Below are 17,162 nucleotides of genomic sequence, written 5' to 3'. Positions count from 1 at the left end.
GTTAGTGCTCGACTTCTTGTTCTTTCGGGAGTTGTTTGAATGCCTCGATGGCCCGGCGGCGGCTCATGCCCAGATCGACAATGGGTTGTGGATAACCCTTTACCGAAAACAGGCCGCCGGGGCTGTGGATTTCCTTGTCGTCGAGGTCTTTCAGCTCCGGCAGCCAGTGTCGCAGGAAGCGTCCCTTTTTGTCGAAGCGTTCCGACTGACTCACCGGGTTGAATACCCGGAAATAAGGCACTGAATCGGTTCCGGTCGAGGCGCTCCACTGCCAACCACCGTTGTTGGCGGCGAGGTCGCCGTCGATCAGGTGACGCATGAAGAATGCTTCGCCCTTGCGCCAGTCGATCAGCAGGTTCTTGCTCAGGAACATCGCCACGACCATACGCAGACGGTTATGCATCCAGCCGGTGGCGAGCAGTTGCCGCATGGCGGCGTCGACGATCGGCACGCCGGTGCGGCCTTCCTGCCAGGCCTTGAGGTCTTCGGGGGCATCGCGCCATTGCACTGCCTCGGTGGCCGGACGGAAGGCGCGGTGACGTGAGACCCGTGGATACCCCGTCAGCACATGCTTGTAGAACTCGCGCCAGAGCAGTTCGTTGATCCAGGTAACCGCGCCGGGGTTGCCGCTCTCGAACTCGCCGTGATTGTGCGCAAGCGCCGCGTGCAGGCACTGGCGCACCGAGACCACGCCGGCCGCGAGATAGGGCGAAAGCTGGCTGGTGCCGTCCACCGACGGTATATCGCGCTGCTCGGGATAGTCGGCCATGGCGTCCTGGGCGAAATCCTTCAGACGCTTGCGGGCGTGGCGTTCTCCTGCCGGCCACAGGTCGCGCAGCGTGTCGCAGGGGAGCGCGAAGCCTTCGATGGCTTCGGGAATGGCGTCGTTGGCCACGGCTGGCCTGTCCTGCTTGCGCGGCAGTCTCTGCAACGGCGGCAGGGCATGGTGCAGGCGCTGGTAACAGGCCTTGCGGAACTGGGTGAAGACCTTGAAGTAACCATCGTTCCTGGTCAAAACCGTGCCCGGCTTGAACAGCAACTGGTCGAGGTGGCTGTGCAGGCGAATGTCGTGACGCTGCAGCAGCTCGCCAACCTGGCGGTCACGCCGGGTTTCGTTGATGCCGTATTCCTCGTTGACGTGCACATCCTGCACGCCGTGTGCCTGGCAGACCTCCAGCACCACCTGCGGCGCGTCTCGCCAGTGCTCGGCATGGCGGATCAACAGCGGGATGTTGTAGTGGGCCAGTGCTCCCTGGAGTTCGCGCAGGTTGCGCAGCCAGAAATCCACCTTGCACGGCGCGTCGTCGTGTTCTTTCCATTGCCCGGGACTGACCAGCCACAGGGCCAGGGTCGGCCCGCGTTCGCTGGCGGCGCACAGTGCGGTGTTGTCATGGATTCGCAGGTCGTTGCGCAGCCAGATCAGTTGCATTCAGGGTTTCCGTGGAGATAGGGGCAGCAAGCGCTCCCAGGCCGTGAAGGCAACGCTGTGCCGCCAATGGCGTATCGAGCAGATGCCAGCCTGGATCATCGCCCAATGCTTGCTTATGAAGGATGACCGCAGCGCCGAACAGGAGTTTCGGCACCTCTAGCGGATTCAGGTCGCGACGCAGTTGCTCACAGTCCGCAACGGTATTGACGCTGAGCAGCAATGCCCCGGCGCCGAGGCGTTCTGCTGCAATGGCCAGGTCGCGCCCATGCAGCGGGAGATCGAAGACCTCCACCGGGCAACCCGCATCGCTGACCAGCCAGGCGCACAGCCACAGGTGCGGATCGATGGCCTGGTTGCCGGTGCTGAGCAAAAGCACCGGCACGCCGTTGAGCTGGCGGTTGTTGTGGTAGACCCGCAGGCCCAGCTTGCTGCGCAGCCAACTGTGGAAAAATGCCCGTTCCACCTGGGCACAAGGATGAACCTGCCAGCGCACTTCCAGTTGGTCCAGCAACGGCAGCAGCAGTTGTTCGCACAGGGTGGCCGCCGGATACAGCGCCATGGCCTGGTTGAACTGCTGGTCGAGCTGACGTTCGCCAAGGTGGGCGATGCAGTTGGTCAGGTGTGCCGACAGCACGGACCAGTCATCTCCCGTATTGCGCCCTGCCGGTGGCGGATCGGCGTCCAGCAACGGCAGGACCTGGCTGACCGCGACACCGCGGTTGAGCCAGGACACGATGGCCTGGATCCGCTGTACCTGGTCGCTGCTATACAAGCGATGGCCCTTGCTGGTGCGCTGTGGCACCACCAGGCCGTAACGTCGTTCCCAGGCGCGCAGGGTGACCGGGTTGACCCCGGTGAGGCGGGCGATTTCGCGGATTGGCAGCAGTTGATCAGATGGCATTGCGCAGGCTCAGGTTTTCCGGATGCGGTTGCAGGTAGACCTGGGCCAGCAGGTAGGGATCGGGGTGATGTCGCAGATGGTGCTTGAGCAGGGTCATCGGCACTACCAGCGGTACCACGCCGGCCATGTACTGATCGATCAGGCGGCGGATTTCCTGCTTGTCCTGTGGGCCGAGGAAGTCCCGCAGATAGCCGCTCAGGTGCATCAGCACGTTGCCATGGGTGCCACGGCTGGCGCAGCGCGACAGGGCGCTCATCAACTGGCTGAAATAGCGCGTGCCCAGTTCCTCGGGATCATCCTGGCGCGTCATGCTGCCGAGCAGCTTGCCGAGTACCTTGTACTGTTCGGGGTTGTGCGCCATCAACTGGTACTTGTAGCGCGAGTGGAAGGCGATCAGTGCATGCCTGCTCAGCCCCTCGCTGCGCAAACGCTGCCAGTCGGCATAGGCCAGCACCCGGGTAATGAAGTTTTCCCGCAGCACCGGGTCGTGCAGGCGGCCTTCTTCTTCCAATGGCAGGTCAGGGCGCAGTTCGCGGAAGCGCGCGGCGTAAAGGCCGCTGGAGAGCTGCCGTGCCGGATAGCCGTTGGCCTGGTAGACCTTGATGCGCTCCAGTCCGCAGGACGGGGATTTCTGCATGAAGATGTAGCCGCAGATGTCGTCCAGCTCCACGGCGGTTTGCTCGGCGTAGGCGCGCAGCGCGTCGGAAACGTCCAGGGATGGATCACGGCTGCCAACGGCCCGGGGGTTTTCCGGGTCACCGCTGAGATGGATCGCCGCGCGTGGCGTGCCAAGGCCAATGGCCACTTCCGGACAGACGGGCAGCAGTTCGAAGTGCTCGGCCAGCACATCGGTACACAAACGGGACTGCTTGTGGCCGCCGTTGAAGCGGACTTCTGCCCCGGCAAGGCAGGCGCTGAGGGCGATTTTCGGCTTGGTGTGGGACATGCGGTGACGACCTTTCTTGTACAAAGATAAAAACATGTACAACTTACGCCTAGCATAGGCCCAAGGTTGTACAAGTCAATATCCCTGTAGAGGTCGCCATGCCCGCAGGGTTTATTCCAGGTGTTCGATCAGCCGACGCGCTGCTTCCTGGCCGCTGAGCCAGGCCCCCTCGACCCGACCGGACAGGCACCAGTCGCCGCAGGCATAGAGGCCTTGGTCGGCATCGGCCAGCACGCCCCATTCATGGCTGCCGGCGGGACGGGCGTACAGCCAGCGGTGCGCCAGGGTGAAGCTCGGGGCGGGTACGGCGCAGCCGACCAGTTCGGCGAAGTCGCCCAGCAACTGCTCGATCACGGCCTCCTTGTGCAGGTCGATGTGCTGTTTGCTCCAGCTCGAAGTGGCATGCAGGACCCAGGTGTCGAGGTGCTCGTCACGGCCCGGTTTGCTGCGGTTGCGCGCCAGCCAGTCGAGTGCGCAACCTTGGACGAAGCAGCCTTGCATCGGCGTATCGAGCGGCGTGTCGAAGCCGAGGGCGATGGCCCAGGTCGGCTCCATCTGCACGCCTGCCACGGCCGCGGCGAGTTTCGGCGTGGCTGCCAGCAACGGCGTGGCCTGGGGGGCGGGGACGGCAACGATGACCCGGCTGAACGGGCCATGGCTGCAGCCGTCGGTGTCCTGCAGGTGCCAGTAGTGCTTGCCGCGAAACACTTCGCTGATACGGCAACTGAAGTTCACCGTGACGTCCTTGAGCAGGCCGCGGGTGATCGCACTCATGCGCGGCACGCCGACCCAGCGCGTCTGTTCGTCGGGGGACGGGGTCAACTGGCCGTCGCGATAGTTGTACAGCTGCGGTTTCCACTCGGCGACCCAGCCCTTGTCCTGCCAGTGCTGGACCTGCTCGACGAAGCGCCGGTCGCGCGCGGTGAAGTATTGCGCGCCGAGGTCCAGCGCGCCGGCGTCGCTGCGCTTGCTGGCCATGCGCCCGCCGCTGCCGTGGCCCTTGTCGAACAGGTGAACGGCCAGCCCCTGCTTCTGCAATGCCTGCGCTGCGGAGAGTCCGGCGATGCCGGCACCGATGATGGCGATAGGTACAGTCATGATGGCCTCTTCGAACCCGTGATGTGTACGGACAGCCTCGCTGTCAATAAAACCTGTACAACCCTGGCATTGTGTATAAGATTAACCGGCTCTTTACAACAGGTTGGCCTATGTTTATCCCAGAGTGAACGGTCAAAAAAGTGCCTTGCTCTTAAAAATAGACCAGCACACGCCACAGAGAGGACACGGCCATGAATATATTGCTGACCGGCGGTACAGGCCTTATCGGACAGCGGTTGTGTCGTCATTGGCAGGATCAGGGGCATAACCTGACCGTCTGGAGCCGGCGCCCTGATGAAGTTGGAAAGCTGTGTGGCGCGGGAGTTCGAGGTATCGGCCAATTGCACGACTACGGCGACGGGGTGCTGGATGCGGTGGTCAACCTGGCCGGTGCACCGATTGCCGATCGCCCCTGGACCGCGGCCCGGCGCGCGCAGCTGTGGGGAAGCCGGATCACCCTGACCGAACACCTGCTCACTTGGCTCGAGCGGCGACAGCAGCGACCGTCGGTGCTGCTGTCGGGCTCGGCGGTGGGCTGGTATGGCGACGGTGGCGAACGCGAGCTGACCGAAGCGTCACGACCGGTGAAGGAAGACTTCGCCAGCCAATTGTGCATCGCCTGGGAAGAAACCGCACTGCGTGCCGAGGCCCTGGGCATTCGCGTGGCATTGATCAGGACCGGGCTGGTGCTGTCCGCCGAGGGCGGCTTTTTGTCGCGCCTGCGTCTGCCGTTCAAGCTCGGGCTGGGCGGGCCTATCGGCGATGGCCGGCAATGGATGCCATGGATCCATATGGACGACGAAATCGCCCTGATCGATTTTCTCTTGCAGCACGAGGACGCCAGCGGTCCTTATAATGCCTGCGCTCCGGAGCCGGTGCGCAATCGCGAGTTCGCCCGGCGCCTGGGGCGAGCCCTGCATCGTCCGGCTTTCATGCCGTTGCCGGCGCTGGTGCTCAAGGCCGGGCTGGGCGAGTTGTCCACGCTGCTGCTCGGCGGCCAGCGGGCCCGGCCGGTCCGGGCCCTGGCGGCGGGTTTCACCTTCCGTTTCAACGATGTGCAATCGGCGCTGGACGACTTGTCTGCGCGCCTCTGAAAAGGATGTTGCATGACCGATCATGCTCTGCTGCTGGTCAACCTGGGTTCACCGGCGTCCACTTCCGTCGCCGATGTGCGCCGTTATCTCAACCAGTTCCTGATGGACCCGTATGTCATCGACCTGCCGTGGCCGGTTCGGCGTCTGCTGGTGTCGCTGATCCTGATCAAACGCCCGGAACAGTCGGCCCACGCCTATGCCTCCATCTGGTGGCCGGAGGGTTCGCCGCTGGTGGTGCTGACCCGGCGCCTGCAGGAGGCGATGCGTCCTCATTGGCGTCACGGCCCGGTTGAAATCGCCATGCGCTACGGCGAGCCGGCGCTGCCGACGGTCCTGCAGCGCCTTGCCGCCCAGGGCGTACGCAAGGTGACCCTGGCGCCGCTTTATCCGCAATTCGCCGATAGCACCGTGACGACCGTGGTGGAGCAGGCCAGGGCCACCATCCGCGAGCAGAACCTGCCGCTGGAGATGCGCGAGTTGCGTCCCTTCTATGACCAGCCCGAGTACATCGATGCGCTGGTCGCCAGTGCCAGGCCGTACCTGCAACAGGCGTTCGATCACCTGCTGCTGAGTTTCCATGGCCTGCCGGAACGGCATCTGAAGAAAGTCGATCCTACCGGCAATCACTGCCTGCAGAATGCCGACTGCTGTCGCAACGCCCCGGCCGAGACCCTTGCCGTCTGTTACCGCGCCCAGTGCTTGCGCACCGCCGAGGCGTTCGCCCGGCAGATGGGCCTGCCGGACGGCAAGTGGTCGGTATCCTTCCAGTCGCGCCTGGGCAGGGCCAAGTGGATCGAGCCCTACACCGAAACGCGCCTCGACGAGCTGGCCAAGGGCGGAACCAGGAAGCTGCTGGTGATGTGCCCGGCCTTCGTCGCCGATTGCATCGAGACCCTGGAGGAGATCGGTGACCGCGGCCGCGAGCAGTTCATCGAGGCGGGCGGCGAGGAGCTTACCCTGGTGCCGTGCCTCAATGACCATCCGCAATGGATCGAGGCCCTGGCCACGCTCTGCGAGCGGGCCTGACCTGAAACGAAGAAGGGGCTGCACATGCAGCCCCTTCTTCGTTCAGCGGAGGATCACCGGCTCACGGCAGATGATCGTCCATCACTTTCTTCTTCCAGCTATCGTTGCCCGGCAGCAGCAGGTTCAGGCCGATGGCCACGATGGCGCACAGGGCGATGCCCTTCAGGCCCCAGTCGTCCGGGCCGTCGCCGCTGCCGACCAGCACGCCGCCGATACCGAACACCAGGGTCACCGAGACGATCACCAGGTTGCGAGCCTCGCTCAGGTCGATCTTGTGGCGGATCATGGTATTCATGCCCACCGCCGCGATGGAGCCGAACAGCAGGCAGAGGATCCCGCCCATCACCGGTACCGGGATGCTTTGCAACAGCGCACCGAACTTGCCGATGAAGGCCAGGACGATGGCGAAGATCGCCGCCCAGGTCATGATCTTCGGGTTGTAGTTCTTGGTCAGCATCACCGCGCCGGTGACTTCGGCGTAGGTGGTGTTGGGCGGGCCGCCGAACAGGCCGGCAGTGGTGGTGGCGATGCCGTCGCCCAGCAGCGTGCGATGCAGGCCCGGGGTCTTCAGGTAGTCGCGACCGGTCACGCTGCCCACTGCGATCACTCCGCCGATATGCTCGATCGCCGGAGCCAGGGCAACCGGGACAATGAACAGGATGGCCTGCCAGTTGAACGCCGGGGCGGTGAACTTCGGCAGTTCCAGCCAGGGCGCCGCGGCGATCCTGGCCACATCGACCACGCCAAAGGCGAAGGACAGTGCGAAGCCCACCAGCACGCCGGCGATGATCGGCACCAGGCGGAAGATGCCCTTGCCGAACACGGCGACGATCAGGGTGGTCAGCAGCGCCGGCATGGAGATCATCATCGCCGTGCTGTACGGCATCAGGACGCTGCCATCACCGGCCTTGCCCATGGCCATGTTCGCCGCGATCGGCGCCATGGCCAGGCCGATGGCGATGATCACCGGGCCGATCACCACCGGCGGCAGCAGGCGGTCGATGAAACCGGTGCCCTTGATCTTCACCGCCAGGCCCAGGAAGGTGTAGACGAAGCCGGCGGCCATCACCCCGCCCATGGTCTCGGCCAGGCCGAACTGGCCCTTGGCGAGGATGATCGGGGTAATGAAGGCGAAGCTGGAGGCGAGGAACACCGGAACCTGACGGCCGGTCACCACCTGGAACAGGATGGTTCCCAGGCCTGCGGTGAACAGTGCCACGTTCGGGTCCAGGCCGGTGATCAGCGGCATCAGTACCAGGGCGCCGAAGGCCACGAAGAGCATCTGCGCGCCCGAGACGATCTGCCGCCACAGCGGGTCGTTGAACTCGTCCTGCATGCTCAGGCGTCCTTCTGCTTGGTACCGAAGATCTTGTCGCCGGCATCGCCCAGGCCGGGAATGATGTAGCCGTCTTCGTTCAGGCGCTGGTCGATCGAAGCCGTGAACAGTTGTACGTCGGGGTGGGCTTTTTCCACCACGGCGATGCCTTCCGGCGCCGCGACCAGGACCATCGCACGGATGTCCTTGCAGCCGGCGCGCTTGAGCAGGTCGATGGTGGCGACCATGGAACCGCCGGTGGCCAGCATCGGGTCGATGATCAGGGCCAGGCGCTGGTCGATTTCCGGCGCGAGTTTTTCCAGGTAGGTGTGCGCTTCGAGGGTTTCCTCGTTGCGTGCCACGCCCACGGCGCTGACCTTGGCGCCCGGAATCAGGCTCAGCACGCCGTCGAGCATGCCGATGCCGGCGCGCAGGATCGGAACCACGGTGATCTTCTTGCCGGCGATCTTCTCGGCCTGGACCTTGCCGCACCAGCCATCGATTTCATAGCTTTCCAGGGGCAGGTCCTGGGTGGCCTCGTAGGTCAGGAGCGCGCCGACTTCCTGGGCGAGTTCGCGAAAGTTCTTGGTGCTGATATCAGCGCGGCGCATCAGGCCGAGCTTGTGGCGGATCAGCGGATGGCGGATCTCACGGATGGGCATAGGGGAGGGCTCCGGAATGCGGGCAAAAAAACCGCGCTAGATTAATCTATTCGTCCACGTGCTCCTATAGGCATACAGGACGTTAGTCCATAAATGCTTGATCTGGTGCGTGTGGATGCGTACCTTTGCCCGCTTTTCCAAAACCTGACCACCTGGAGAGCATTCATGTCCGCTGATCTCGAGCACATCCGCCAAGTCATGCGGGAAGCCGACTGCCTGCACAGCGAAGCCGAAGTCGAAGCGGCGATCGTCCGCGTCGGCGTGGAAATCAGCGAAAAGCTCGCCGAGAGCAACCCGGTGGTGTTCTGCGTGATGAATGGCGGCCTGATCTTCGCCGGCAAACTGCTGACCCAGCTGCAGTTCCCGCTGGAAGCCTCGTACCTGCACGCCACCCGCTACCGCAACCAGACCAGCGGCGGCGACCTGTTCTGGAAGGCCAAGCCGGAAGTCTCGTTCATCGACCGCGACGTGCTGATCATCGACGACATCCTTGACGAAGGTCATACCCTCAGCGCGATTCTTGATTTCTGCCGCCATGCCGGGGCGCGCAACGTCTATACGGCGGTATTGATCGACAAGGACCATGAGCGCAAGGCCAGCCCTGGCCTGAAGGCCGATTTCACCGGGCTGAGCTGCGTCGATCGCTACGTCTTCGGTTATGGTATGGATTACAAAGGCTACTGGCGCAACGCCAATGGCATCTATGCCGTCAAAGGACTCTGAAACCGTGAGCAACACCCAGTTCCTCGATCAAACGCTGTTTGCCGATGTCGCGCAGAAGGCCGCGCAGAGCCCACGCGGACGTCAGCACCATAACTTCCATGCGATGGAAGATCCGTGCCACCGGATGGCGGTCGGCCTGCAGCCCGAGACCTACATCCCGCCACATCGCCACCAGGCGCTGGACAAGGCGGAAACCCTGATCGTGCTCAAGGGCAAGCTGGGCCTGCTGATTTTCGACGAGGCGGGCACGGTCATCGACAAGCGTATCCTGGAGCCGGGTGGGGACTGCCTGGGCGTCGACCTGCCGCCGGGGATTTTCCATGGCCTGGTGGTGCTAGAACGCGACAGCGTGATGTTCGAGTGCAAGGCCGGGCCTTATCGTCCGGTGGCCGACGGCGACATGGCACCCTGGGCGCCGCGGGAAGGCGAGCCGGAGGTGGCAGCCTATCAAGCCTGGATGCTTGCGCAGTTCGATTGATCCGCAAGGGCCCCGCCAGGGCCCTTTTGCCATGCTAGAGTGCCAGGCCGCCTTCAAGGAGCCTGTCATGCGTGCGATTCTCCCGCTTCTCCTGTTCCTCGGTTTTCCCGTCGCTGCTGCGCCGATGCATGGGCAGTTCCTGCCGCCGGATGAACTGGCCGTACGCCAGGATGCTCCGGAAAGCCAGCAACTGTTGCAGGTCACCAGCTATTCGGTGGTAGTGGGCAACCAGCGCCAGTCCAGCCAGCAGCCATTGCCGATCACCTCGTCGCTGACCATGCGCCTCAAGGGCAAGCCGCTGAACCAGGGCGCCAGCATCAGCCAGGTGGTCATCAGCTTCGACGGCGAGGGCAAGAGCCTGCGCAAACCGGCCTACGACAGCGCGACCCGCACCCTGACCCTCAACTATGCGCCGGCGCAGTACCAGGTGATCCTCGACCTGCTGCGCAACGACATTGTCTACGTCCAGTTCCTCAGCTACGCCAACGGGCATATCTGGGCCGACCTGCATACCGGAACCCTTCGCACGCGCTGAGCGGCGGGGTACACTCCCGGCCCATTGGAAAATGTCCTTGATGGTTCAGTTGGAGTCGGTAATGCGTAAAGACAAGAAGCAGGTGATTGGCGACGAAATCAGCGACGACTACGTCAAATCCTTCCTCCAGTACGAGCCGGCCGAGGGCCAGGGCTCCCCTTCGCATCACAAGCTGATCAAGGGCTACCGCGGCATGCGCATCGACGACTTCGAGCGCTTCGTCGGTTTCTTCGTCGAGGCAGGTTATGACCTGGACGGCAAGGACGAGCACGGCAAGACCTTCGTCGAGGTAATCGCCGACCAGCGCAATGCGCCGGAATACATCGAGATCATCGAAAAGGCCCGGGGTTGAACATCTCTATGGCCTGACGCCGACCCTGTGGGAGCGGGTTCACCCGCGATTGCGTAGGTGGATTCACCACCGTAATCGCGGCGGTTCGGCGCCCCGATGAACCCGCTCCCACAGGGGCTGTATTGTGCTTTCCAGTGGTGTAAGCATCACAAATCGGCAGACATAAAAAAACGCCCAGATGGGCGTTTTTTCATGGGTGCAGATCAGGCGTAGCTAGGCGCCGGACTGCTTTCGACCAGGCCCAGGGCCTCGTCGTTGTAGGCCGCGACCTTGTGGTACAGCTCGGCGTCGGCCGCCAGGACCTTCTCCCGGGCGGGGAAGATTTCCTTGAGCTTCTCGGCCCAGGCACCCTTGGCCTTGTCGGCGAAGCAGCGCTCGATCAGTTCCAGCATGATCGACACGGTCACCGAGGCGCCTGGTGAAGCGCCCAGCAGCGCGGCGAGCGAGCCGTCCTGTGCAGCCACCAGTTCGGTACCGAACTGCAGGATGCCGCCTTTCTTCGGGTCCTTCTTGATGATCTGCACGCGCTGGCCAGCCACTTCCAGGCGCCAGTCCTCGGCTTTCGCTTCCGGGTAGAAGCGGCGCAGGGAGTCCAGGCGCTGTTCCATCGACTGCATCACTTCACTGACCAGGTACTTGGTCAGGTCCATGTTGTCGCGGGCCACGGCCAGCATCGGACCGATGTTGCCCATGCGCACCGACAGCGGCAGGTCGAGGAACGAGCCGTGCTTGAGGAACTTGGTGGTGAAGCCGGCGTATGGGCCGAACAGCAGGGATTTCTTGCCATCGACCACGCGGGTATCGAGGTGCGGTACCGACATTGGCGGAGCGCCCACGGCGGCCTGGCTGTAGACCTTGGCCTGGTGCTGCTTGACGATTTCCGGATTGTCGCAACGCAGCCACTGGCCGCTGACCGGGAAGCCACCGAAGCCCTTGCTTTCCGGGATGCCCGACATCTGCAGCAGCGGCAGGGCCGCGCCACCGGCGCCGAGGAACACGAAGCGGGCATCGACATCACGGCTGCCGCCGCTGTTGACGTCCTTGACGGTGACAGTCCAGCCGCTGCCGTTACGGCGCAGGCCGGTAACCTTCTTGGAATACTTGACCTGCGCGTCCGCAGCGTTGCCCAGGTGCTTGAGCAGCTTGTTGGTCAGGGCGCCGAAGTTGACGTCGGTGCCTTTCATGACGCGGGTCGCGGCGATCTTCTGGTCCGCCGGGCGGCCCGGCATCATCAGCGGCATCCAGTCCTTCATCACCGCATGGTCTTCGGTGTATTCCATTTCGGCGAAGGCGTGGTGCTGCTTGAGCAGCTCGTAGCGCTTCTTGAGGAAGGCGATGCCCTTGTCACCCTCGACGTAGCTCAGGTGCGGCACGGGGTTGATGAACGCCCGTGGCGAGCTGAACGCGCCTTTCTTGCTCAGGTAGGCCCAGAATTGCCGGGAAACCTCGAACTGGGTGTTGATGTGCACCGCTTTCTTGATGTCGATGCTGCCGTCGGCAGCCTGAGGCGTGTAGTTCAGTTCACACAGCCCGGCATGGCCGGTACCGGCGTTGTTCCACGGATTGGAACTTTCCGCGGCACCCGAATCCATCAACTCGACGACTTCCAGCCTGATCGCCGGGTCGAGCTCCTTGAGCAGCACGGCCAGGGTGGCACTCATGATGCCCGCGCCCACCAGTACTACATCGACTGCTTCGTTCTGCGCCATTAACGCATCTCCAAAATCATCAGCACCTAATTGACAGCATAGGACCCCGGACCCGCCGGAATGCCCTATCCGCTACTTCACAGTTTTTCCAACGTTCACGGACACTGCCAACCGGGCTCTCTACGTTGCATATGAACGCATCCAGCGGCCGGTTCGGCAATTCGACTTATGGTCGAGGTGCCCGTCGTGCGCTGTGGACCGGCCTCAGTCGTTCACCTCGGATGAGGGCCGATACCCACTGCCTGAAGCTGCCAGGGGTACTGATGATGCTTTTGCACATACCAGACTGTTCATGCTCGCCACACTCTTGTGAAGTTGTGAAAACCCGTTTTTTCACGCTCTTTTGGAGTCGTGAACCTCAAAAAGGAGCCGTGCAGGGCAGGCTCGTCAGGTTCAGTGCAGAGCGTGGAGGGCCGAAAAGCGGGCACACCGGCTGCGCAAGACCTGTGTGAACGGCTCTCTGTGGGCGATCTTGGGAATGCCGATGCATGACATTGGCGGTGTTGCGGGGCCCGATCAGGAGACGTCCTTATAATCGGGGGCAGATTATAACGATGTCGCGGGCAGAAATGGCCTTTATTGCAGACTTTTCTTGCGCGCCCGTCAGGCGGCCAGCGTGCGCCGCAGCAGATTGCCACGACGACGCTGCACCAGCCGGGCGCTGGCGGGCAGGGGGCGGTTCAGCCAGCACAGCGCGGGCTCGTTGACTTCGACCCAGCCGGCGCCGACGGGCGGCAGCTCGCAGCACTTGAATGCCTGGCACAGGCCACTGGCATCGAGGCGGGCGAAGTGGCGTTGTGGCTGGCGCTTGAAGAGCAGGGACCAGAAGCTGTTCATGGCGAAGTACCTTGTGGGGGCTGGCGCAAGGATAAGCCGGTGATGATGAAGTGCGTGTGACAGCGGAATCCGTGGATGAAAGAAGGGTCTTACCCTGCAGGGATCCGATGACTGGCGCCGCGGGCGCTGGGTATACTGGCGCCCTTTTTCGCCATTCCAGGAGAGATGAGCATGTTGCAACGTTTGTTGTTCGGTTTGATCGCTGTGACCAGCCTGACCCTGGTGGGTTGTGCCCATAGTCCGCAACAACTCAGCCCGCAACCGAAACTCACCGCCCAGCTCGCTCCCGTTGGCCATGGCCAGCCGGTGGTGGTGCGGGTTGTCGATGGGCGTGGCACCCAGACCCTCGGCACCCGCGGCGGCCTGTACCCGGAAACCAGCGCCATCACCGTGACCGGCAATGATGTGCTGCCCAAGCTGCAGGCACAGGCCGAAGCTGCCGTGCGTCTGCTCGGCTTCACCCCGACGCCGAATGCCTACAATGCGCCGCAGCTGACCGTGACCCTGGCGGAACTGAAATACCAGTCGCCGAAAGAGGGCATGTACGTCACCGAAGCGACCATCGGCGCCACCTTCAAGGCTGACGTGAACAACGCCAACCGTCGTTACAGCGGCCGTTACGGTGCGTCCCTGGACCAGCGCTTCGGCATGGCGCCGAACCAGGAAACCAATACCAAGCTGGTCAGCGACGTGCTCAGCGATGCGCTGACCCGCCTGTTCAAGGACCCGACCATCGGTCAGGTGCTGGGCGAGTAAGCCTTACCGCAGAAACGCAAAAGCCCGCGTCCTGTATCAGGGCGCGGGCTTTTTCTTCTGGGCTACACGCCCCCTGTGGGAGCGGGTTCACCCGCGATTGCGGTAGTGGGCTCACCGACGCAATCGCGGGTAAACCCGCTCCCACAGGGGGCGTGGTGCTGTTCTGATCCTTCAGGCTGCCTCGACGTAGAAATCGAGCACGCTGATGCCGGTCTGGCTGTCGATCTCCGGCAAATGCTCGTGCTGGTGGCCGCCCAGCGCGCAATAGACCAGCCACTGGCGGTCCTGGACATTGAAGGCCAAACCGTCGATCAGCGCTTCCTGCTCCTCGCTCTGGGCAATCAGATAGAGGCGATCCTGGTTTTCGGCGTGCAGCATGACAAGCTCCTGTGCGTTGCGAGTGCGACAGGGTGGCCCGGGATCATGACGAACGTATGACGGCGCCGGTCATTTGGTCGCAAAGCACGAGCGCGAGCCGGGCGCTTGGGTAGAATGCGCGCGTTCCGATGCAATCGTGGTCAATTCGAGGTAAGGCGATGTCGCTGCAAATGCTCTGGGGGCTGTTCGTTGCCCACCCGGCCAAACTCATCAACCTGTTCGCCCTTGTGCTCACCTGCCCGGCGGGCCTGCTCCTGCACGGCGCCCGCCGCCGCGCGGCGCGGGCCATGAACAGCCTGCCCGCCGCCGCGCGGCGCGGGCCATGAACAGCCTGCCCGCAGGTGAAGCGGCGATCGACCTGCTGACCCAGCGGGTCAATCGCTTCCACTACAGCATGGGCTTTGCCTTCCTGGCGATGGCCCTGCTGTTGTCGTGGGTCAGTACCTGGATCTGAGCTCGTAAGAGCAACTCTGTACCCTGTGGGAGCGGGTTCACCCGCGATTGCAATGGTGAATTCACTGGCGTCATCGCGGGTGAACCCGCTCCCACAAGGTCTTGCATTGACCTTACAAAGGCAACCCGGCCTTGACCCGATACTGATTGCGCACCGGCATCGCATATTGCAACACCAGGTATGGCCGGTGCTCTTCAGGACAAGCCTCCAGCCGCCGTTGCCACTCCGCCTGGGCCTTGGCCAGCTCTTCGGCACCGAACACCTCGTTGGCCTTCGGCACCCGCAATTGCGGGTCAGCGTCCGTCCATTGCGCATACGCCAGGTAGTGCACCGGGAACAACCGGTAGCCGCCGAGAATCTGCCTGTCGATATGCGCCGCCAGTTGCTTGGTGTCCTCGAACAGCGCAGTCACCGGCGCGTTGAAGTTGATATGCACCCGGCCCTTGTAGCCGGTGATGCCCAGGCCGATGCTCAGGTCGTCCTCGCCCGGCGCCTTGGTGTAGGTGCCGGTGGTCGCGCGGATATACAGCTCGCGGGCCTTGGCCTGGTCGCACGGGTCGTATTCATAGCTGATCGACACCGGGCTCAGGTTCAACGACTGGATCACCTCGCCGAACGGCTCGTCCTTGCGGCTCATGTGGAACATCTTGAGGATCGCCGAATCGGTACGGTCGTCGCCGTCCTTGGCCCGGCCCTCGGCCTGGGCGATCCAGATCGACGCGCCGTCTTTGCGGATCGAGTGGTTGATGTAGGCCGAAAGCAACTGGTAGGCCGCCAGCTTCTCGCGCCGGCCGCTGATGGAGCGGTGCACGATGAAGCTCTTGTTCAGGCGCATCATGTCGCTGACGAACGGCTTTTGCAGCAGGTTGTCGCCGATGGCGATGCGCGGGGTCGGCAGGCCGGCGTGGTACACGGCGTAGTTGACGAAGGCCGGGTCCATGACGATGTCACGGTGGTTGGCCAGGAACAGATAGGCGGTGCCCGACTTGAACTGCTCGACGCCGGTGTAGGTAACACCGTCGGTGGCCCGTTCGATGGTGTGATCGACGTAGAACTCGACCTTGTCCTGCAGGGTTGCCACACACTTCACCCCGGCGAACTCCTTGCGCAGGCGCCGGGCGATCAGCGGCTTGAGCAGCCAGCCGAAGCCATTGGCCATCCGCGGAAAGCGGAACCGGGTCAGGATATCGAGGAATGCCGGATCGCTGAGCAGGCGTGCCAGAACGGCAGGGACTTCAGCGTCGTCATAGGGTCGGATGGCATCGAATTCGCCCATCATGCTCTCTTGTTGTGAAACGACTAGGGTAAAGGGTAGGGCTGCGCCGCAAATCCGGGCTCGGGGCGCAGGACCGGCAATTATACGCATAAGTAACCGCGGAGGCCGCGATGCTCGAAACTGCGCTCTACGATTGTCCCTATTGCGGTGAAGAAGTGGAAACCACCGTCGACCTCTCGGGCGGCGACCAGCAGTACATTGAAGATTGCCAGGTCTGCTGCAAGCCGGTCCTCTTCATCCTGCAGGTGCACGGTGACGAATGGATGCTCGACGTGAAAGCCGAGAATGATTGATGCAGCGAATCTACGATCCGGAAAACCTGTTGGAAGCCGAAGTCCTGCTGGGCATGCTCGGCAACGAAGGCGTGGATGCCCATCTGGTCGGCCGCGACCTGATGGGCGGTATCGGCGAGCTGCCGTTGCAGGGCTTGCTCGGCCTTGCCGTGCCGGATGACCAGGCCGAGTACGCACGGCAACTGATCGCCGCGTACAATGCTGCCCAGCCGCTTCCTGGCGACGAGCCGGAGAGTTTCCCCGGAATCCTGATTTGCTAGGTTTTGCCTGATGTGTGGACGCTACGCTCTCTTTCGCTGGTCGCCGGCCTTCGCCGCGCTGCCCGGCTTCCCTGCTGACCAGAAGGCGCAGTGGAACATCTCCCCGGGTGCCCAGGTACTGATCCAGCGCCGCGAAGCCGACCGCTTGACCCTGGCCCGTGCCCGCTGGGGCCTGACGCCGTCCTGGCTCACCGACCTGACCCGCACTCCGGCCCACGCTCGCGCCGAAACCCTGGCCGACCAGCCGATGTTCCGCGACGCTTTCGCCAAACGCCGCTGCCTGCTGCCGGCCAACGGTTTCTACGAGTGGCGCGGCACCGCGCGCAAGCGCCCGTACTGGCTGACGCCAGGGGAGGGCGCGTCGTTGTTCTTCGCGGCGATCTGGGAAGCGTATCCGGTGCAGGAGCAGGTCTGGCTGAGTACGGCGGTGGTGACCCAGCCGGCCATGACCCAGCGCCGTCCGTTGATCCTCGATGCGGCAGGACAGGCCGCCTGGCTGGATCCCGAGACCCCGCTGGCCGACCTCCATGCCCTGCTGGCCAGTCCGCCCGCCGCCTTGCGCGAGCGGGTGCTGGCCAACTTCGTCAATGATCCCAGGCTCGATGCGCCGGAGTGCCTGACCCCGGCGTGATTCCCTGCG

At 63.4% G+C, this 17,162-nt stretch carries 22 protein-coding genes; 12 read left to right on the top strand and 10 right to left on the bottom strand.

Annotated elements, in window-relative coordinates; translation table 11 throughout:
- Nucleotide 1: 1 nt before the first annotated feature.
- The 4 genes from phrB to ACPFMA_RS24725 all read right to left on the bottom strand — a co-directional run bounded on the left by phrB (nucleotide 2) and on the right by ACPFMA_RS24725 (nucleotide 4,374).
- On the bottom strand, nucleotides 2-1,429 hold the full coding sequence (phrB, locus tag ACPFMA_RS24740; protein WP_425928944.1) for a deoxyribodipyrimidine photo-lyase: 1,428 nt from the start codon (nucleotides 1,427-1,429) through the stop codon (nucleotides 2-4).
- A complete protein-coding gene (locus ACPFMA_RS24735; protein ID WP_425928943.1) occupies nucleotides 1,389-2,330 on the bottom strand; it encodes a MerR family transcriptional regulator in 942 nt (313 codons plus the stop codon). Before ACPFMA_RS24735 ends, phrB begins: the two co-directional genes overlap by 41 nt.
- Nucleotides 2,320-3,276 (bottom strand): YbgA family protein, encoded by a 957-nt coding sequence (locus ACPFMA_RS24730; protein ID WP_425928942.1) that lies wholly within the window; start codon nucleotides 3,274-3,276, stop codon nucleotides 2,320-2,322. The genes ACPFMA_RS24735 and ACPFMA_RS24730 overlap by 11 nt, the downstream gene beginning before the upstream one ends.
- Before the next feature lie 111 nt (nucleotides 3,277-3,387).
- On the bottom strand, nucleotides 3,388-4,374 hold the full coding sequence (locus ACPFMA_RS24725) for an NAD(P)/FAD-dependent oxidoreductase (RefSeq protein ID WP_425928941.1): 987 nt from the start codon (nucleotides 4,372-4,374) through the stop codon (nucleotides 3,388-3,390).
- A gap of 191 nt (nucleotides 4,375-4,565) precedes the next feature.
- On the opposite strand from ACPFMA_RS24725, the gene ACPFMA_RS24720 reads away from it, so the two are divergent.
- Together ACPFMA_RS24720 and hemH are read left to right on the top strand one after the other, a co-directional pair.
- A complete protein-coding gene (locus ACPFMA_RS24720; protein ID WP_420057629.1) occupies nucleotides 4,566-5,468 on the top strand; it encodes a TIGR01777 family oxidoreductase in 903 nt (300 codons plus the stop codon).
- Between the two features lie 12 nt (nucleotides 5,469-5,480).
- Nucleotides 5,481-6,494 carry a ferrochelatase gene (gene hemH / locus ACPFMA_RS24715; protein ID WP_425928940.1) on the top strand — a complete coding sequence of 338 codons (1,014 nt, stop codon included), beginning with the start codon at nucleotides 5,481-5,483 and terminating at the stop codon, nucleotides 6,492-6,494.
- A 61-nt stretch (nucleotides 6,495-6,555) separates the two neighbouring features.
- Here hemH and ACPFMA_RS24710 read toward each other — a convergent pair whose 3' ends face one another.
- Together ACPFMA_RS24710 and upp are read right to left on the bottom strand one after the other, a co-directional pair.
- Entirely contained in the window at nucleotides 6,556-7,830 is a 1,275-nt protein-coding gene (locus tag ACPFMA_RS24710) for a uracil-xanthine permease family protein (protein ID WP_009405930.1), read from the bottom strand.
- A 2-nt stretch (nucleotides 7,831-7,832) separates the two neighbouring features.
- Nucleotides 7,833-8,471, bottom strand: coding sequence for a uracil phosphoribosyltransferase (gene upp, locus ACPFMA_RS24705; RefSeq protein WP_009405928.1), 639 nt, complete (start codon nucleotides 8,469-8,471; stop codon nucleotides 7,833-7,835).
- A gap of 165 nt (nucleotides 8,472-8,636) precedes the next feature.
- Here upp and ACPFMA_RS24700 point away from each other — a divergent pair, with 165 nt between their 5' ends.
- The 4 genes from ACPFMA_RS24700 (at nucleotide 8,637) to ACPFMA_RS24685 (ending at nucleotide 10,559) form a co-directional block, all read left to right on the top strand.
- On the top strand, nucleotides 8,637-9,194 hold the full coding sequence (locus ACPFMA_RS24700) for a hypoxanthine-guanine phosphoribosyltransferase (protein WP_009405927.1): 558 nt from the start codon (nucleotides 8,637-8,639) through the stop codon (nucleotides 9,192-9,194).
- A 4-nt stretch (nucleotides 9,195-9,198) separates the two neighbouring features.
- Entirely contained in the window at nucleotides 9,199-9,672 is a 474-nt protein-coding gene (locus ACPFMA_RS24695; RefSeq protein ID WP_425928939.1) for a WbuC family cupin fold metalloprotein, read from the top strand.
- Nucleotides 9,673-9,739: 67 nt separating this feature from the next.
- Nucleotides 9,740-10,207: a hypothetical protein gene (locus ACPFMA_RS24690; RefSeq protein ID WP_064303616.1), complete on the top strand. Its 468-nt coding sequence runs from the start codon at nucleotides 9,740-9,742 to the stop codon at nucleotides 10,205-10,207.
- A 61-nt stretch (nucleotides 10,208-10,268) separates the two neighbouring features.
- Nucleotides 10,269-10,559: a PA4642 family protein gene (locus ACPFMA_RS24685; RefSeq protein ID WP_064303617.1), complete on the top strand. Its 291-nt coding sequence runs from the start codon at nucleotides 10,269-10,271 to the stop codon at nucleotides 10,557-10,559.
- 203 nt (nucleotides 10,560-10,762) lie between these two features.
- Here ACPFMA_RS24685 and mqo read toward each other — a convergent pair whose 3' ends face one another.
- Both mqo and ACPFMA_RS24675 read right to left on the bottom strand, forming a co-directional pair.
- Nucleotides 10,763-12,268, bottom strand: coding sequence for a malate dehydrogenase (quinone) (mqo, locus tag ACPFMA_RS24680; RefSeq protein ID WP_425928938.1), 1,506 nt, complete (start codon nucleotides 12,266-12,268; stop codon nucleotides 10,763-10,765).
- A 603-nt stretch (nucleotides 12,269-12,871) separates the two neighbouring features.
- Nucleotides 12,872-13,105 (bottom strand): hypothetical protein, encoded by a 234-nt coding sequence (locus ACPFMA_RS24675; protein ID WP_420057634.1) that lies wholly within the window; start codon nucleotides 13,103-13,105, stop codon nucleotides 12,872-12,874.
- A gap of 171 nt (nucleotides 13,106-13,276) precedes the next feature.
- On the opposite strand from ACPFMA_RS24675, the gene ACPFMA_RS24670 reads away from it, so the two are divergent.
- The gene (locus tag ACPFMA_RS24670) at nucleotides 13,277-13,861 is read left to right on the top strand and encodes a YajG family lipoprotein (RefSeq protein ID WP_009405912.1); all 585 of its coding nucleotides are present in this window, start codon (nucleotides 13,277-13,279) and stop codon (nucleotides 13,859-13,861) included.
- A gap of 171 nt (nucleotides 13,862-14,032) precedes the next feature.
- Here ACPFMA_RS24670 and ACPFMA_RS24665 read toward each other — a convergent pair whose 3' ends face one another.
- Nucleotides 14,033-14,239 (bottom strand): hypothetical protein, encoded by a 207-nt coding sequence (locus tag ACPFMA_RS24665; RefSeq protein ID WP_009405910.1) that lies wholly within the window; start codon nucleotides 14,237-14,239, stop codon nucleotides 14,033-14,035.
- A 158-nt stretch (nucleotides 14,240-14,397) separates the two neighbouring features.
- Here ACPFMA_RS24665 and ACPFMA_RS24660 point away from each other — a divergent pair, with 158 nt between their 5' ends.
- Entirely contained in the window at nucleotides 14,398-14,565 is a 168-nt protein-coding gene (locus ACPFMA_RS24660) for a hypothetical protein (protein ID WP_425928937.1), read from the top strand.
- Complete coding sequence (locus ACPFMA_RS24655; protein ID WP_425928936.1) at nucleotides 14,562-14,693, top strand: hypothetical protein; 132 nt, start codon at nucleotides 14,562-14,564, stop codon at nucleotides 14,691-14,693. Before ACPFMA_RS24660 ends, ACPFMA_RS24655 begins: the two co-directional genes overlap by 4 nt.
- A 112-nt stretch (nucleotides 14,694-14,805) precedes the next feature.
- Here the strand turns inward: ACPFMA_RS24655 and ACPFMA_RS24650 are convergent, their stop codons facing one another.
- A complete protein-coding gene (locus tag ACPFMA_RS24650) occupies nucleotides 14,806-15,972 on the bottom strand; it encodes a 1-acyl-sn-glycerol-3-phosphate acyltransferase (protein WP_425928935.1) in 1,167 nt (388 codons plus the stop codon).
- Between the two features lie 107 nt (nucleotides 15,973-16,079).
- Between ACPFMA_RS24650 and ACPFMA_RS24645 the strand changes: the two genes are divergently transcribed.
- Genes ACPFMA_RS24645 through ACPFMA_RS24635 form a run of 3 tightly spaced genes read left to right on the top strand, consistent with a single transcriptional unit; the run spans nucleotide 16,080 to nucleotide 17,153 of the window.
- Complete coding sequence (locus ACPFMA_RS24645) at nucleotides 16,080-16,262, top strand: CPXCG motif-containing cysteine-rich protein (protein ID WP_425928934.1); 183 nt, start codon at nucleotides 16,080-16,082, stop codon at nucleotides 16,260-16,262.
- Entirely contained in the window at nucleotides 16,262-16,522 is a 261-nt protein-coding gene (locus tag ACPFMA_RS24640; protein ID WP_009405902.1) for a putative signal transducing protein, read from the top strand. Before ACPFMA_RS24645 ends, ACPFMA_RS24640 begins: the two co-directional genes overlap by 1 nt.
- A gap of 10 nt (nucleotides 16,523-16,532) precedes the next feature.
- The gene (locus tag ACPFMA_RS24635) at nucleotides 16,533-17,153 is read left to right on the top strand and encodes an SOS response-associated peptidase (protein WP_064303620.1); all 621 of its coding nucleotides are present in this window, start codon (nucleotides 16,533-16,535) and stop codon (nucleotides 17,151-17,153) included.
- Nucleotides 17,154-17,162 lie beyond the last annotated feature (9 nt).

The organism is Pseudomonas sp. NyZ201, from assembly GCF_049860765.1.
GTDB lineage: Bacteria > Pseudomonadota > Gammaproteobacteria > Pseudomonadales > Pseudomonadaceae > Aquipseudomonas > Aquipseudomonas bharatica.
Note: the sequence above shows the minus strand (reverse complement) of the source record. Positions and strands in the feature narration are given on the sequence as shown.

Coding starts and splice junctions, on each gene's coding strand:
- phrB (WP_425928944.1), bottom strand. CDS start 1,429: ATGCAACTGATCTGGCTGCGCAACGACCTGCGAATCCATGACAACACC.
- ACPFMA_RS24735 (WP_425928943.1), bottom strand. CDS start 2,330: ATGCCATCTGATCAACTGCTGCCAATCCGCGAAATCGCCCGCCTCACC.
- ACPFMA_RS24730 (WP_425928942.1), bottom strand. CDS start 3,276: ATGTCCCACACCAAGCCGAAAATCGCCCTCAGCGCCTGCCTTGCCGGG.
- ACPFMA_RS24725 (WP_425928941.1), bottom strand. CDS start 4,374: ATGACTGTACCTATCGCCATCATCGGTGCCGGCATCGCCGGACTCTCC.
- ACPFMA_RS24720 (WP_420057629.1), top strand. CDS start 4,566: ATGAATATATTGCTGACCGGCGGTACAGGCCTTATCGGACAGCGGTTG.
- hemH (WP_425928940.1), top strand. CDS start 5,481: ATGACCGATCATGCTCTGCTGCTGGTCAACCTGGGTTCACCGGCGTCC.
- ACPFMA_RS24710 (WP_009405930.1), bottom strand. CDS start 7,830: ATGCAGGACGAGTTCAACGACCCGCTGTGGCGGCAGATCGTCTCGGGC.
- upp (WP_009405928.1), bottom strand. CDS start 8,471: ATGCCCATCCGTGAGATCCGCCATCCGCTGATCCGCCACAAGCTCGGC.
- ACPFMA_RS24700 (WP_009405927.1), top strand. CDS start 8,637: ATGTCCGCTGATCTCGAGCACATCCGCCAAGTCATGCGGGAAGCCGAC.
- ACPFMA_RS24690 (WP_064303616.1), top strand. CDS start 9,740: ATGCGTGCGATTCTCCCGCTTCTCCTGTTCCTCGGTTTTCCCGTCGCT.
- ACPFMA_RS24685 (WP_064303617.1), top strand. CDS start 10,269: ATGCGTAAAGACAAGAAGCAGGTGATTGGCGACGAAATCAGCGACGAC.
- mqo (WP_425928938.1), bottom strand. CDS start 12,268: ATGGCGCAGAACGAAGCAGTCGATGTAGTACTGGTGGGCGCGGGCATC.
- ACPFMA_RS24675 (WP_420057634.1), bottom strand. CDS start 13,105: ATGAACAGCTTCTGGTCCCTGCTCTTCAAGCGCCAGCCACAACGCCAC.
- ACPFMA_RS24670 (WP_009405912.1), top strand. CDS start 13,277: ATGTTGCAACGTTTGTTGTTCGGTTTGATCGCTGTGACCAGCCTGACC.
- ACPFMA_RS24665 (WP_009405910.1), bottom strand. CDS start 14,239: ATGCTGCACGCCGAAAACCAGGATCGCCTCTATCTGATTGCCCAGAGC.
- ACPFMA_RS24660 (WP_425928937.1), top strand. CDS start 14,398: ATGTCGCTGCAAATGCTCTGGGGGCTGTTCGTTGCCCACCCGGCCAAA.
- ACPFMA_RS24655 (WP_425928936.1), top strand. CDS start 14,562: ATGAACAGCCTGCCCGCAGGTGAAGCGGCGATCGACCTGCTGACCCAG.
- ACPFMA_RS24650 (WP_425928935.1), bottom strand. CDS start 15,972: ATGATGGGCGAATTCGATGCCATCCGACCCTATGACGACGCTGAAGTC.
- ACPFMA_RS24645 (WP_425928934.1), top strand. CDS start 16,080: ATGCTCGAAACTGCGCTCTACGATTGTCCCTATTGCGGTGAAGAAGTG.
- ACPFMA_RS24640 (WP_009405902.1), top strand. CDS start 16,262: ATGCAGCGAATCTACGATCCGGAAAACCTGTTGGAAGCCGAAGTCCTG.
- ACPFMA_RS24635 (WP_064303620.1), top strand. CDS start 16,533: ATGTGTGGACGCTACGCTCTCTTTCGCTGGTCGCCGGCCTTCGCCGCG.